Genomic DNA, 14,385 nt, shown 5'->3' with positions numbered 1-14,385 from the left:
ATTGCAGAATGCTCCTCTTGAGGAGGCCCATTCTGTGTTGCGCCGTGTCTTGGATGCTCTTCCAGATGGAGAGGTCAGTCCGGCTGACGCTGAGGCGGTTCGGCAGGCGTGGAAAGCCTATACGGCTGTCCTTGTCGCAGATGAATGAGCCGACGCTGAGGTGGTTCGGCGGGCGTGGGTGGCCTATACATGCGCCCTGGTCGCTTCGTGAGTGAACCGCCCCGGGTTCAGTAGAGATCTCAGATTGTGGCTGTACCCATAGGTTTTGTGGTCGTCAGGTAGTAATTGGTCTCGTACTCGACGGCCGGGACGTGGCCTGTCTCACCGTGGAGCCGGCGGTGGTCGTATCAGTTGACCCACTCGGCGATGGCGAGCTCACCGGTCTCGCACACCTACCGCAACCGGCTCAAGCCCTGACGCCGTTCGAGGGGCGCCAGGCGAAGGCGGGTCGGGCGATACGATTCCGGGCAGTGGAGCTCCACCAACCCAAGGGAGTGACGAGCGGCCTCAGTTGTGCTGGTGCACGGCATCTGGAACCGGCAGCGCGGGATGACGCCGCAAGAGGCAGCGGTCGGTATGGCCAGCACGAACCGAAGGCACCTCGAGGCCGGGCTGACCGCCACCGGCCTGAGCCACGTGGCGCTGCCGGAGGTTGTGATGGCCTACTACGCAGACCTGCTCGACGATGCTCCTGTGGAGCGGCAGGGCGGCGTCGAGGACAGCCTGCTGGGTTTGTCGAACACCGAGTTGCCGGATGTCTGGGAGTGGCTCGTCGTGGCCGGCGTGCCAGAGCCGGAAGATGTACAGGCGTACCTTTACGCACCGGTGCGCCAGGCGTTCGGATGGCTCGTGCAGCAACGGGTCGGCGCAGGGATCGCAGCCCAGGTGCGACAGCATGGTTGCCAGTCACTGGCGGTTCTGACCTGCCCGCGCGAGATCAACCCTCGCGGCGGACGTCCTGAGAAAGGGTCCTGCCGTAGGCGGCAGCGCTCTTACTTCCGCTTCCGTGGCCGCTTTGGCTTCCGCTCAACGATCACCGTCTGAGGCGCGGCAGGCGCCTCGTCCTCAGAAGTCGGCTCAAATCGTCCGGGGCTACTTCTGCGCATCGCCTCGACGTACGGCGGAAGCTCGAAGGTCCGCTGGTCTCGATCGATCGGGATCTCTCCGAGGTGCCCGGAGGCGTCCCGGGCCCCGGGGGCGCCACCTCGCCGGGTGAGCACATCGAGCGTGCCGTGGATGCGGTCGACCCAGTCACCGCGGTCCAGTCTGGGGTGCCAGCGCTCCTCCTCTCGCTTGGGGTCCCAGGGCGGGAAACCAAATGCGTACGACCAGGGAACGGCGGCTGACAGGTACCTCTGCACGCGGAATCTGGCGGCGGCGGGCGCGGTGGTATCGCTCTCGCTGAGCTTCTTGACGTCGAGGGTAGAGATGATGGCGCAGCCGTAGTGGCGAGGCTCGGCGTGCTTGCAATCCTTGTACGAGCTCAGCCCTGGGCAGGCGTTCCACTGGGCTGGTGGTGCCCAGTAGGTTCCTTCCTCGAAGGTGCCCTCGGGCCAGCCGTTGTAAAAGACGTGAAACGCGTAGCGGGCCTGATCAGGGTTACAGCCCTTGATCAACGTGTCGTACTGGAACGCGTCTTCCCCCGCTCCTGGGTGCTTCAGCATCCGGTAGGTGTTGTCCTCGTAGACGCGCTTGGCCTGGATGCGAAGGCAGATCCAGCCCGCCTGGTCATCTCCGATCCACCACTCCCAGTCAGCGCCCGAATCCCGCTCTTGCACCTGGTTGCTCTGGTACGTCAGCAGTCCAGGGACTTGGTTCTGGAGTGTGAAGAGCAGGTTGTCCGTGACGGACGCCTCGTCGAACCTGCGCCCGGGACGCCGTCCGAACTCGATGCGCCCCCAAGTGTCTATCGCTGCGGTGTCCATGGCCGCGCACAGGTCACGGAGACTCTTTATTGCCACAGCCGCACTCTTTCATGATTGAGCAGTCAGCATGGGGCGTTGCGTGGGTTAGACGGCGCAATCGGCCCAATCGGACCTGCAACACACCTCCTGGAGGCCCTCGGCCGGACTGACTGTTCTCCCTGCACCGATCACCGCACCACCGCAGCAGACCTCGCGAACCTCATCGGCAAGACCGACATCAAGACCAAGGGCTGAAGTTATTAATCGTCAACTCACTGGGCTCATGACCAGGATCCGGTCGGCGAGGTTGTGGGTGACCAGGACGGTGATGCGGCCGGCGGCGAGATCGCGCACGGCGTGGAGGACCCGGTGCTCGGCAGACGTATCCAGGTCGCCTGCATCTCCCACACACCTTCCGATGGTGGACTCCGAGCTGGTGTGGTTCCCGGGGTTGCGTGTCCGCGGGGGGTCCTATGCGAGTCGCCGCTGCATCGTAGGGTGCAGGGCGGCCGCCGGTCTACCGGCGGCCGATCCGCGGCTCCGCCACCTGGTGCAGCTCCTTCGGCACCTCGTGGACCGCCCATCCCGAACCGCGGCTCCAGCGGTAGACCGCCGTCGGCTCGAACCTGGACGCCAGCCAGACGTCGCCGATGTGGTCCGGGACGTCCGGGTCGCCGACCGGCTTGAACCGGTGCACGAGGGCTACGCCGACGGACAGGTGGGACTGATCCGACCAGATGAACAGGTGGGCCTCCGGCGCGGCCGCCAGCTTCTTGACCTTGTTCTCGCCCGCCGGCGTGGCCAGGAAACTGGAGACGTACGGGCTTATGTACTCGGCCGTGGGGGAGCGACGCCGTGGGTGTGGGTGGAGGCGAAGATGCGGCCGGCCAGCGCGGGGTCGGTGCTGATCTGCGCAGCTGAGATGACGCCGATGCTGTTCATCGTCCCCAGGTCGGCGGTGTGCTCCGGCGCCGGTAGGCCGTCAGCCCACCGGTTCTTGTCCTCGTAGGGTCGCAGGTTTGCCCGGGTCTCCCCACGTTGCTCCAGGTCCCTGAGGAGCTCGTTGAGTTTCTGGGCTGGCGCGCCGCCGATTCGGGCGCCGGGGTGGAACTGGACTCTCCAGGCGCCGAGGAGTCCGGGGATCACGGTCTCGTCGTACTGCTTGTTGATCGACTTCCACATGGCCGTGGTCTTGCCGTCGGTTGTGGAGCTGATCTCCAGCCCGATCGTGCGCGTGTCGTCGGGCTCATCGGGACGGGCGAGCCAGGCGTCGATCATGCCGGGCTCGGTCTGGTCGTCGACCGCCACCGTGCGGGCGCCGAGCACACCGTTCACGATGGCGGCCGCGAGGTCTTCCTCGGGGTCTGGGGCGACCCCTCGCTTCTTCGCCACGCTACGGAGAGTAGGCGCTGTCACTGTCCGGAGTCGAGCGATTATCCGCTCAACTTGGCTCTCTGGCCGTCGAGTTAGCGATCAAGGGTTTCGGGATGCTCGCCAATGGCATCGCGCCATGACTCGCCGGTCGGCCGACGGGCCGTTCGGCCCGGGTGTCGGCGCCTCCGCAGCTGGCGGGGTGCTCAGCTGGCCTTCCCGGCGGGCAGAGCGGGGACGGCGGGCAGGAGGGCTGCCTGGAGTTCGTTGTTCCTGTGTGGGCGCACGCGACGTTGTGAAGTGTCTTGGACCTACCTCCCCGATGGGGAGGTAGGTCCGGCCGGCGCTGAGGTGGTTCGGCGTGCGTGGGCGGCCTGTTACGTGCGCCCTGATTGCTTCGTGGGTGACTGGACTATGCCGGTCGGCGAGGCCGGCCTCGGTTAGATGCGCCCATCCAGGGAGGTTGGTAGGCTGGTGGTGTTAGCGGTTTTTCCTCCCCGCCAGAGCGCAAGTGCGCACTTGGACATCCGCGTTGTTCCCTGACGGTGAATCGGATTGCGGTCAGGTCATGGCCCCGATGTGCATGCGTTGGCCGCGGTCTTTGGCAACCCCGGCTGGACGGCGCCGCACTTCCGCGCAGCGGACACCGCCGACCTGTGGACCTGGCTGATCATCGTCGGCCTCACCCAGCTCCGGCTGGTCCGCCTCTTCACCGCTGACCTGTGCCGTCCTTGGGAAGCCTGCTGCCGGCAGCGAAGTTGACGCCGGCCCGGGTCCGCTGAGGGTTCCACAACGTCCGCGGGAAGGTCCTCAGCGGCGCGGGCTCCACTTGCGCATCGCCACCGGTGCCTGGTCCGGCTTCGACCTCGCGTCCGACGATCCCCAGACCAAACTCTTCGTCACCATGCTGGCCGGGGTCCTGGAGTCAAGGCTCTCGACGTGTGCTTGTTCCTCACGGGGTGCCTATCCGTGCGCTCCGCCCACCGACGTGGCTATGCGGACCAGCGCCGCGGTCGCCCTGGAGCGGGACTGTTGGGGCCAGGCAATCGACAAGGTGGCCGGGGGTGCGTCCGGGACCTCGCGGTACGCGATGCCCGGGCGCGGGTATCGGGTGCACACGGATTCCGGGAGCAGGGTGACGATGTCTCCGAGTTCGACGAGCTTGAGCAGTTGGGCGAGGTCCTGGATCGCGTACCGGTCGACGATCGTGTCGAGGTGGCGGGCTAGGCATCCCTGAGTGTCGTGCTCGGTGCGCGGCAGACCGAGGTCGGCGAGAGCGATGCGGTTCCTGGCGGCCAGCGGGTGGTGGGCCGGAAGGGCGGCCAGGCGGCGTTCGGCAGTCACCGGCTCCGTGTCGAGGCCGGTGCGGTCGAACGGTTCGTAGATCAGGGCCGCGTCGGCTTCGCCCCGGCGCAGCAGGCTGGGCTGGTCGCGCCAGCCGCTGAGGCGGATCGCGACCGGCTCGGCCGCGGGTTCGGCGGCGTACCGGGCGAGGATGGACTCCAGCAGGCCGCCGTCGCCGTCGGCTTTCACGGCGAGGACCAGCTTCGGCTCGGCCGCGCGTTGTGCACGGCGCCCGGCCGCCTGCAGGGCGTCCAGCGCGGTCCGCGCCTCCGCGAGCAGTACGGTGCCGGCCGGCGTCAGCGTGACGCTGTGCGTGGTGCGTTCGAAGAGGGTGACGCCCAGCTCCGCTTCGAGGTTGCGGATGGCGCGCGACAGGGGCGGGGCCGAGATGCCGAGGCGTTCTGCTGCGCGGGCGAAGTTGAGTTCTTCGGCGACGGCGACGAAATAGCGCAGCGGGCGGGACTCCACGGCCTGGCACCTCCAGTTGGTATGTCCCTGAGGGTAACAAGCGGGATCCCTGCGATCCTTCCGTCCTGCCGGGACGGATCAGATGCTTCTCCCATGATTGTCATCACCACTCCCACCGGCCAGATCGGCCGACAGATCCTCGACCACCTGCTCGACGGCGAGCAGCCGGTCCGCGTGATAGCCCGTGACCCTTCCCGGCTTCCCGCTCGGGCGCGCGAGCGGGTCGACGTCGTCCCCGGCTCGCACGGCGACCTCGATGTCGTCATGGAGGCGTTCGCGGGCGCGGACAGCGTGTTCTGGCTGGTGCCGCCGGACTCCCGGACGGACAGCGTCGAAGGCCACTACCTGGACTGGACCCGTCCCGCGTGCGAGGCGATCACCCGTCACGGCGTCAAGCGCGTCGTGTCCGTATCGACCATGGGCACCGGGATCGAGAAGAACGCCGGGCACTTGACGGCGTCCGTGGCCAAGGACGAGCTGATCAGGTCCACGGGGGTGAGCTTCCGGGCGCTGCGGGCGGCGGCCTTCATGGAGAACCTGCTCTGGCAGGTCGAGACGATCAGGAACCAGGGCACGTTCTTCGTCCCGTCCGTGGCGGACCGGCTGCTCGCGACGATCGCCACCCGCGACATCGCCGCGACGGCCGCGCGGCTTCTGCTCGACGACTCCTGGAGCGGGCAGGACGGCGTCCCGCTGGTCAGCCCCGACCGTATCTCCCCCGACGACATGGCTCAGATCATGTCCGAGGTGCTGGAGCGGCCGGTCCACTGCCAACAGGTCCCCCTCGACGCGTACAAGGAGACGGCTCTGAGCCGCGGGGCCAGCGAGGCCTGGGCACAGGGCCTGGTCGACATGGCCGCGGCCCAAATCGACGGCGCGTACGAGGCCGAGCACCGCTTCGCGCAGCCGTCCCCTACCGGTTTCCGCCAATGGTGCGAAGAGGTGCTCAGGCCGGCTGTTCTGGCCTGAGCACCGCAGCGGCCGTCTGTCCCGACGTGCCAACGAAGACACCGGCTCGGGTCACCCGGGCACGGTACCGGTTCCGTGCGACGAATGGCTGGCAGCGGCCCTGACCATCAAAGCCTTGAAGGATTAGCCCAGCAAGATCTCTGATGCATCTTCAGTTCTTGCACTTGACTGGTACAGACCACGGCGACATATTGGCACCCTGCTGCAGCATCCGCGACGGTCGGCCTCCGTCGCCGACTCCCACGCCTCCTGCTGACGGGACCTTCCATGATCTCGCGTCGCACGCTGCTCACCACGGCGGGGACGGCCACGGCCGCCCTGCTCGGGGCACCCCTGCTGGTGCCCGCGCTCGACCCGGTCGCCACCGCGGCCGGCCCCAGTCTGCCGCTGACACTGCGCAACACCTCCGGCAGCAACACCGTCTACGCCTACCTGACCGGCTCCGACAGCTCGAACCGACCCGGCTTCGTCGGCCCGGACGGCGCGTTCCAGCCGCTGGCCAACCCCAGCAGCAACCTCACCCCCGTTCCCGACTACTCGATCCCGCTCGGTGCCTCGGGCGGCGCGGGGGTGACGCTCAACCTCACCCAGTACGTGATCGGCGGCCGGGTCTGGTTCAGCACCGGCAAGAAGATCCAGTTCTTCGTCAACCCGGCCGTGGGCGGCGGCCAGCCCGGCCTGGTCGAGCCCGGGTTCAGCACCAGTGACCCCAACTGGCTGACCGACTGGACCTTCTGCGAGTTCACCTGGAACGCCGCGAACCTCTACGCCAACATCAGCTACGTCGACCTGGTGGCCGCCCCCGTCTCGATGGCGAGCACCGGCGCGGCCGGCAACCAGGCGGTCAGCCCGCTGCCGGCCGGCGCGCTGACCGCGGTGGCCGACGGCCTGGTCGCCCAACACGCGGTGGACGGCGCGCCCTGGGACCAGTTGGTGGTCAAGGACGGCGGCGGCACGGTGCTGCGGGTGCTCGCCCCCACCCACTCGCCGGTTTCCTTCGGCACCTACTTCGGGCCGTACGTGGACCAGGTCTGGTCCCGCTTACAGTCCACGCCGCTGACCGTCGACACCCAGAACCCCGCCTTCGGCTCGTTCAGCGGCACGGTCAGCAACGGCGTGCTGACCTTCACCGGCCTCAACACCGACGGGGTGGCGTTCACCAAGCCGAGCACCGCCGACATCTTTAGCTGCGCCAGTGGTCCGCTCTACAACTCCGGCGGGGACGCCCGTGGCGCGGTCGCCGCCCGGCTGTCCGCCGCGCTCAACCGCAGCACGCTGCTGCTGGCCGGCGGCGCCCAGCAGCCCGGCGGGGTGACGGCCGGTCAGTACTACCAGAACGCGATCACCAACCACTACGCCCGCCTGGTGCACGCCAACGCCAGCACCGGCTACGCGTTCCCCTACGACGACGTGGGTCCGACCGGCAGCGCGCCGGTCGACGGCCACCTGCAGGACCCGGCGCCCACCTCCTGGACCGTCACCTTCGGCGGCGGCCCCGGGGGCGGGGGCGGCGGCGGCTCGACGGTCAGCGCCTACGGCACCGTCCAGGCGGCCTCCTTCTCCTCCCACAACGGCACCCAGACCGAGGCCTGCTCCGACACCGGCGGCGGCCAGGACGTGGGCTGGATCCACGCCGGCTGCTGGCTCGGCTACACCGGCCTGGACTTCGGCAGCAGCTCCCCGCGCCGCTTCCTGGCCCGGCTGGCCTCCGGCGCGGCGGCTGGCATCAGCGGCGGCATCGAGGTGCGCCTGGGCAGCCCCACCGGCACCAAGCTCGCCGAGATCGACCTGGCCAACACCGGCGGCTGGCAGTCCTGGCAGACCGTCCCGATCAACCTGTCCGGCTCCGTCACCGGGGTGCACGACGTCTACCTGACCTTCATCGGCTCGACCTCCGACTTCGTCAACCTCCACTGGTTCACCTTCTCGGCGACCTGAGCGCGCGCTCGACGTCGGCCGGCCGGCTCAGGTCCGGCCGACCGACGCCCCGTCATCCCGGGCGCCCGCCGCGCCGGCCACGCAGTTACGCGCCCGACCTCGTGGACCTCACGCCGGCCGAGTGGTGCCGTACCGACGTCCTCGGCGGAACGCGAACTCGTCCACTCCGAGAACCCGCGGTGCCTGCCCCGCCTCCGGCGGTTCCTCCAGCAGCCCCACCAGGCGGGTCCGGCCCGCCGCCAGGTTTAGCTTGCGGCACAGCCGCTCGCCGGGCCGACCGCTACCGTCGTTAGTCACTCCTTCAGCCCGAGGCTAGAGCGGCGGTGACGCTCTGTCAGCCGGTCTACCTGCTCGATCGAGGCGCCGTGTGTGTCGGTGTACTGCCGGTCCACCTCCATAGACGCTGAACGGAAAATCGAACCTCAGCCGGGCAGGCGGCAGCGTCCGGGCGCGGAGCGGAACGGACCTCGTTGGCGGTGGGGGCTGGTCAGGCTGCTGGTGCGAGGGGACCCGAACCCACGATCGAGGGCGTCATACAGCACGATCTGGTTCGCGGAACGGCTGAGGATCCGCAGCACGCGATGCCCACGTCGCGTCCCGGCTCCCCCTGGACACATACGCGCCGAATACCGAGGGATCGAGATCCTTGAGGGACTCCAGTACCAGAGTGGCAATCGCAAAGCGAGGATCGCAGCGATCAGCGGCCTCGGGAACGGCGACGACCGTCATCTGGGCTGACACCCCAGCGAGGACGCCGTTGAGCGAGTCCTCGATCACAATGCATTCGCCGGGTGACGCGCCGAGGGCGGCGGCCGCGCGGAGATAGGCGCCCGGGTGGGGCTTGCCGTGTTCGTCGTCTTCGGCCGAAAACACGGCATCGAAAGATCGGTCAAGGCCGGTGCTCGCGAGCGCAGCCCGAATCACCGACTCCGGCGAAGATGACACGACGGCCATCGCCCTCGATGCACGCGCGCACGCCGCGACGGCGTGTTCGGCACCGGGCTTCAGCGCCACTCCCTCCAACCTACGGCACACGGCGGCCACGATCCGCTGCTCGACCTCGTCGGGGTCGGCTTGAATGGTGGCCCGATCGAACCAATAGGCCACCATGTCCCTTTGCCGCAGCCCGCGCGTCGCCGCCTGCATCTCCGTTGTGAGGTGCAGGCCAAGCGGACCGAACACTTCACGCTTTGCCGCGTCCCAGATCGGCTCGGAGTCGATCAAAAGGCCGTCCAGGTCGAACAGGACAATCGGTTGCATCGGTTGCTCTTTCGTTGGCGATCACGTGAGGACGAGACGATTCGCTGCCCCGCCGTGCATGAGCAGATGGTGTTGTGGTCGATGACGATGCTCATGAGCCGCCGGCTGGCCCGGTGGCGAGCGTGAACCGTCCCGGGGTGGGCTCGTCGGCCCAGCCCGGGTCGGCCAGCCGCTTCATCTTCGACCGAACTCCTTCCACATTTGCCGGAACCGGCTCCAGTCCGAGTACGGCAGTGAGCTCCTGACAGGACATCACTGGCGTTCCGCCGGATGCTTGTTCGGTGAGCGTAGCCAGGATGCGCTGGTAGTGGGGAGCGAGCGCGTCCATGGAAAGCGCGGGACGCCACACCGGGACGATCGAGCCCGATCGCGCGGCCCTCGGTAGGGGAACCTCGGCGGGCGCGTTCGTCGCGGGCCCCGACCCGGAAGACTCACCGGCTCCCTGGCCAGCTTCACCTGCCTGTCCGGGCCGCGGCCCGGACAGAACCTCGCCAACGCGCTGCCGGGCGATCAGCCACTCGTGCCAGGCCGTCTCCGCTTCGGCGAGCTCAGCGAGTACCCGGTCCGCCACCTCCCGAAGCTCCTCCACGCGCTCACGCGCGGCCAGCTCCCGCTCCTCCAGGAGACCCACCACCGACGCCATCCCGGCACCTCCACCAACGAGACAACCCAACGGCCCGAGCATGCCTCGCCATGCCGGCATCATGCCTGAACTGCGGAAACCCGCCGATCAAGTTCGGTACGACAACGGCTTCTTACCCCAACCGGGACACCGCTAAGGCCGCTGGCGCCGAGTCCTGGCTGCGGATCGTCACCGCCAAGCCCCGCCGCTGACAAGCCCGGTGCGGCACGTTGCGACGGGCAGCCCATTTCGGCCCCGCCACGCCGACAACGGCACGACGGCGTAGCGGCGGACATCCGGATCCGCATCGTCGACCTCGATGCCCAGGGCGACCAGCCGTACCGCCCAGCCGACCGGGACCAGGAGCAGCGGCCCGACGTCGAAGGCCCAGCCGAGGACAATCGGACCTGACCCAGCGGCGCGCCCTGCGCCCGAAGGATGGACCGCGGCCGTCGTCCCCGGCGCTTGTCCGGGGACGACGGCCGCAACCCGCCGACGCAGTGCCACCCCCGTGTCGTCGCCCGGGCGGGTGACAGGGCGGCCGTGTGCTGGCGGCGGCGGCCCGCGCCGTGGGGTACTGGGCGGGTGCATATCAGGAGGACGGCCCTGGTCGGGGCCGCCATGCTCGCGCTGCTGACGGCGGTGCCCGCCCACGCGGCTGCGGCACCGCCGGTACGCGGTGCCCACCGCCCGGACGGCGTGGTGGATCCCGGGGTGCTCCGGCGTCAGGCGGCGCTGGAGCGGCTCGCCGACGCCATCACCGGCGTACCCGGGCACCGGCGCGCGACGGTGCCCGGCTACGCCGGGCACACCATCGACCCGCAGCAGGGCCTCCTGACGCTGTACTGGCACGGCGACGTGCCCAAGCGCATCACCGACCTCCTGGAACACACCCCGCCGGGGATCACCGCGACCGTCCGTCAGACGCCCTACACCCTGTGGCAGCTGCGCGAGGCGCGGGACCGGCTCGTCGAGGCCGCCATACGCGGCGACGCGGATGCCGTCTGGAACGCGGCCGGACCCGCCGCGGACGGCACCGGGCTATCCGTCACCTATACCCCCGATAGCTACACCCCCGGCACCGACCGGCGGCACCGTTCGCTCACCGGCGAGCAGGTCGCCACGCACGCAGCCGAGCTCGCCGGTGTCCCGGTCGACGCCGCCCCCTCGGTCGCCCTGATGGCTACCGCGACCCGCCACAGCGACGCCAGCCCCTGGAGCGCCGGCGCCGAACTCACCGCCCCGGGCAACGCCTTCTGCACCTCGGGATTCGGCCCCTGGCGCGGCAGGACCGCCGTCCTGCTCACCGCCGCCCACTGCGGGACCTCCGGCACCTACAAGACCGGCACCGGCACCGAGATCGGAGCGGCCTCCGACTCCGACATCGGGCTCGACATCACCGTGATCAACACCAACGGCGGTCCCAGCGGCCGCTTCTACGACGGAGCGTGGGACAACCCGTCCGGCTACTCCAAGCGCGTCGTCGGCGCCGGGCACAACTCCGTCGGCGGACTGGTGTGCGACAGCGGGGCGATGTCCGGGGTGCATTGCGGCCTGAAGGTCACCAAGACCGAGTACGCCGCCAGCGTCGAGGGAACCTGGCACAAGGACATGGACGTCGCCGAGCGCACCGATGGCAGCACCATCGCGGTGGCCCAGGGCGACCGCGGCGGGCCGGTCTTCGCCAGCGTCACCGGTGGCGAAGACATGCAGGCCAGAGGAAGCATCGTCGCCGGCGGCGGCCAGAAGGCCGTCTGCAGCCCCACGTCGACCAGGACCACCTGCTACGACACCGTCCTGTACACCCCGATCTCGCCGGTCGTCGACCGGTTCGGCCTCTCCCTCGCCTGACAGCACGAAAGAAAGGGACGCCCCCGTGGACGTCGCGCTCACCGGCCGGCTCTTGGCCACCCTCGGAGTTCTGGCCGTCGCGTGCGGCGCGGCCGCCGCCCAGCCCGGCGGGCCCCGGGGGCAGGAGCTGGCCGACCTCCAGCAGGCCATCTACCAGGCCGGCGTCGGCCCGGCCACCTGGCACGTGGACACCGTCGGGGCCAACCCCGGCGACCGGGTGCAGAGGGTCGAGGTCATCGGCGACCTCGGCGACGCCCGGCGTGCCCTCGACCAGCGCTTTCCCGGCCAGACCCAGGTCGTGCGCGGCCACATCACCTCGGACCTGGTCTACCGGCGTGGCCACGACTACCAGCTCGAAGGCGAACTGCAGGGCATCGACCAGCCGGGCTTCCAGGTGTTCCAGACCGGCCTCGCGCCGGACGGCCACACCACCACGGTCGGTGTCGTCGGTGACCTCCAGGCCGCCCGCGCCTACATGTCCACCCACTACCCCGGTCGCACGATCGTCCACGGCAACACCCGCTGACCGGCCCGGGCCCCGACCGCTAGGCTCACCCGAAAGCCGAACGCGGCGGCCGCCGCCCCCAGCCACCCTCGGGGCCGACGGCCGACCGGTACGGCTTCCACACCCCACGGCCTCGAGGCCCCGCTCGACGACCCCTGCGTCAGCCATCGGCTGACGGTCAGGTCCGTGGAGGGACACGCTCACCCGGAGACACACTCCCCGGCCCGTCTCGCGCCGATGTCGCGCGCACAAGGCCGGTTTAAAACCGCGCCAAAAGTCCGCACTACTCGACGGTAATTTAGATTCGATACCGCATCGAACAGGAAGCCGCTTGGCGATATCGCTGCGATATGTTTTGCCCGGCCCTGGGTGCACGTTTGTCATCGCTACTAATGGGCCGTTAGACTTTCGCTCGCGGCATTCCAGGAGGTTTCCTGGGCTCCTTCCCCGTGCACTGGGCGCACCCCGGCGTCCGGGCGCCCGTTTGGGCGGAATCAAATTGGAAGGAGGCGTTCCATGTTCAGGTGGATGAGGAGGCCCGGTGAGGACGACGAGTCGCCCCAGCGCGACCGTGCTGGCGACGGCGGTTCCGACCGGACACCCGATCCCGAGGACGGGGAGCGCCGCGGCGACAAGGTTCAGCTGCTCATCGAAGGCCTGAAGTTCGCGACTGCCCTTGTCAGGGCGTTCGGGGACTGACTAGGCGCGGCGCAGCAGGTGGCTAGACCTGCTGCGCCGCCACGGTGATTCAGCTGCGCTCGCGCGGCCCGTAGTGCCCGCTCGGAACCCGTGCGTCATCTCGGATCCGGGCGGGCCTTCACCGTTGTCCGGCGCGGAAGCGCCGGAGTATGGGGTGAGATCCGTTCACTTTCGATCGGAAATCGACTCGCGATAATCAATCTATCATCAGTTCCACACTGCTGACGTTGACAATCGCTTACGTCGTGGTTGTTCCCGATTGCTTTGATGGTGGCGATCAAAGAAAGCTGTTTCGTGGTGGCTGTTAGATTGTACCTTCCGCGAACGTCGCGGAGCAAACATCCCGTCAGCAGGATTCTTCCGCATAGCTATTGAGGAACTTTAGCCATTATCGACGCGGAGCAATGCCGGGAAAGTCTTCCGGGCGTCGGCCGGCTAAGCATCGGCCCGACGCGGTTGGGACCAACTGCTCCTAACCGTCCTCGCCGCGGCCTGCCGCCCACTCCGGCCAGCGCGGGCACATGCGAAATTTCGTAGGTGGTGGTATGGGCCTTGCGTAATGGTATGTCCGTTCCTTGGCGCCCCCTGCCCCGTCGGAGTGGGGAGCACCTACCAGAATTGGTAGGTGCTATGGAATGGTTTGTGATGGTGCGTCCGGATTTTGAGGCGCGCTACCCGCCCGCAGGCCCTTCTGTCATGCGTTAACGGGCGTTAGCCTCGTATAAACTGCGATATACGAGGTAACAGCTGTCAGAGCGATCCTCCCGAGAAGGGGTTCAGCGCGTGACCCAGCACTCCGAGACTCCGGACGCCGCCGCCGGCGGCGCCGACCGCGACCTCCCCCCACCTGTGCAGCGCGTCACCAGCGCCGAGGCGCGCGCCGAGTTGGCCGAGCGAGCGGCCGAACGGCTCTCCGCCGAACTGCGCAGGTACGGCAAACGGATCGATGAGCTGGGCACCGAACTCGCCGCCCAGGCGGCGGCGGACCGGCGCGAACGGCAGGCCGCCAGTCACAGCGCACCAGGCGAACCCGGTCCCTCCGACAACTCGCCGTGGTACGGCCGGAGTTCGGCGACCGGCCTGACTTTGATCGTCGCCGGGCATGCCACCGAACCTGGGCTCGCCGACACCTCGATCCCCGGCGGCCGGCCGATGGTGAACCACGGCAGAGGCTGGGAGGTCGACCGTGGCCCACACCGAGTGCCCTACAGCCCTCACCCCCATATCCCTACCGCGACGGAAGGCATCCGGTGAGCACCGAACTGGAGGTCCTCGACGGCGAACTGGTCGACCCCGACCGGGGCCTGCCGGGCCCCGCCGGCAGGCCCCGGGGCCTGAACGTCAGCGGCTTCAACCGTGACACCGTGCTGGTCGCGGGCCAGGAGCTGCCCTCCCCGTTCGTTCAACCGGTCTACAGTGCACGGGACTTCGTCATCAGCGAGGAGACCGCTCGG

15 protein-coding genes and 1 pseudogene are annotated in these 14,385 nt (G+C 68.8%); 9 read left to right on the top strand and 7 right to left on the bottom strand.

The features are described 5' to 3' along the window. The first annotated feature begins 519 nt into the window (after positions 1-519). Entirely contained in the window at positions 520-1,044 is a 525-nt protein-coding gene (locus KV557_RS00080; protein ID WP_218197463.1) for a hypothetical protein, read from the top strand. Here the strand turns inward: KV557_RS00080 and KV557_RS00075 are convergent. The 4 genes from KV557_RS00075 to KV557_RS00060 all read right to left on the bottom strand — a co-directional run bounded on the left by KV557_RS00075 (position 993) and on the right by KV557_RS00060 (position 3,296). Next, positions 993-1,925, bottom strand: coding sequence for a DUF6615 family protein (locus tag KV557_RS00075; protein ID WP_218197462.1), 933 nt, complete (start codon positions 1,923-1,925; stop codon positions 993-995). The genes KV557_RS00080 and KV557_RS00075 overlap by 52 nt on opposite strands. A gap of 246 nt (positions 1,926-2,171) precedes the next feature. Beyond that, a complete protein-coding gene (locus tag KV557_RS00070) occupies positions 2,172-2,312 on the bottom strand; it encodes a hypothetical protein (protein ID WP_218197461.1) in 141 nt (46 codons plus the stop codon). Positions 2,313-2,421: 109 nt separating this feature from the next. Continuing rightward, entirely contained in the window at positions 2,422-2,601 is a 180-nt protein-coding gene (locus KV557_RS00065) for a hypothetical protein (protein WP_218197460.1), read from the bottom strand. Between the two features lie 128 nt (positions 2,602-2,729). Next, positions 2,730-3,296 (bottom strand): hypothetical protein, encoded by a 567-nt coding sequence (locus KV557_RS00060; protein ID WP_218197459.1) that lies wholly within the window; start codon positions 3,294-3,296, stop codon positions 2,730-2,732. A gap of 567 nt (positions 3,297-3,863) precedes the next feature. On the opposite strand from KV557_RS00060, the gene KV557_RS00055 reads away from it, so the two are divergent. Further along, positions 3,864-4,037: a hypothetical protein gene (locus KV557_RS00055; protein WP_218197458.1), complete on the top strand. Its 174-nt coding sequence runs from the start codon at positions 3,864-3,866 to the stop codon at positions 4,035-4,037. Between the two features lie 201 nt (positions 4,038-4,238). Here KV557_RS00055 and KV557_RS00050 read toward each other — a convergent pair whose 3' ends face one another. After that, complete coding sequence (locus KV557_RS00050) at positions 4,239-5,087, bottom strand: LysR family transcriptional regulator (RefSeq protein ID WP_218197457.1); 849 nt, start codon at positions 5,085-5,087, stop codon at positions 4,239-4,241. 93 nt (positions 5,088-5,180) lie between these two features. Here KV557_RS00050 and KV557_RS00045 point away from each other — a divergent pair, with 93 nt between their 5' ends. Beyond that, positions 5,181-6,056 carry an NAD(P)H-binding protein gene (locus tag KV557_RS00045; protein WP_218197456.1) on the top strand — a complete coding sequence of 292 codons (876 nt, stop codon included), beginning with the start codon at positions 5,181-5,183 and terminating at the stop codon, positions 6,054-6,056. Between the two features lie 267 nt (positions 6,057-6,323). Then, positions 6,324-7,994, top strand: coding sequence for a beta-1,3-glucanase family protein (locus tag KV557_RS00040; protein WP_218197455.1), 1,671 nt, complete (start codon positions 6,324-6,326; stop codon positions 7,992-7,994). 531 nt (positions 7,995-8,525) lie between these two features. Here the strand turns inward: KV557_RS00040 and KV557_RS00035 are convergent. Both KV557_RS00035 and KV557_RS00030 read right to left on the bottom strand, forming a co-directional pair. After that, positions 8,526-9,254 (bottom strand): HAD family hydrolase, encoded by a 729-nt coding sequence (locus tag KV557_RS00035; protein ID WP_218197454.1) that lies wholly within the window; start codon positions 9,252-9,254, stop codon positions 8,526-8,528. Between the two features lie 91 nt (positions 9,255-9,345). Further along, positions 9,346-9,897 carry a hypothetical protein gene (locus KV557_RS00030; protein ID WP_218197453.1) on the bottom strand — a complete coding sequence of 184 codons (552 nt, stop codon included), beginning with the start codon at positions 9,895-9,897 and terminating at the stop codon, positions 9,346-9,348. 564 nt (positions 9,898-10,461) lie between these two features. Here KV557_RS00030 and KV557_RS00025 point away from each other — a divergent pair. The 5 genes and pseudogenes from KV557_RS00025 to KV557_RS00005 form a co-directional block, all read left to right on the top strand. Then, positions 10,462-11,727, top strand: coding sequence for a S1 family peptidase (locus KV557_RS00025; RefSeq protein ID WP_218197452.1), 1,266 nt, complete (start codon positions 10,462-10,464; stop codon positions 11,725-11,727). Between the two features lie 25 nt (positions 11,728-11,752). Beyond that, a complete protein-coding gene (locus tag KV557_RS00020; protein ID WP_218197451.1) occupies positions 11,753-12,253 on the top strand; it encodes a hypothetical protein in 501 nt (166 codons plus the stop codon). 495 nt (positions 12,254-12,748) lie between these two features. Continuing rightward, positions 12,749-12,931, top strand: coding sequence for a hypothetical protein (locus KV557_RS00015; protein WP_218197450.1), 183 nt, complete (start codon positions 12,749-12,751; stop codon positions 12,929-12,931). Positions 12,932-13,714: 783 nt separating this feature from the next. Further along, positions 13,715-14,185, top strand: a complete 471-nt coding sequence (locus KV557_RS00010; protein WP_218197449.1) for a hypothetical protein — start codon at positions 13,715-13,717, stop codon at positions 14,183-14,185. Next, positions 14,182-14,385 (top strand): annotated as a pseudogene (locus tag KV557_RS00005) (tyrosine-type recombinase/integrase); the annotation flags it as partial. The gene KV557_RS00010 and the pseudogene KV557_RS00005, both read left to right, overlap by 4 nt.

The sequence above is a fragment of the Kitasatospora aureofaciens genome (assembly GCF_019192735.1).
Classification (GTDB): domain Bacteria; phylum Actinomycetota; class Actinomycetes; order Streptomycetales; family Streptomycetaceae; genus Kitasatospora; species Kitasatospora aureofaciens_A.
Note: the sequence above shows the minus strand (reverse complement) of the source record. Positions and strands in the feature narration are given on the sequence as shown.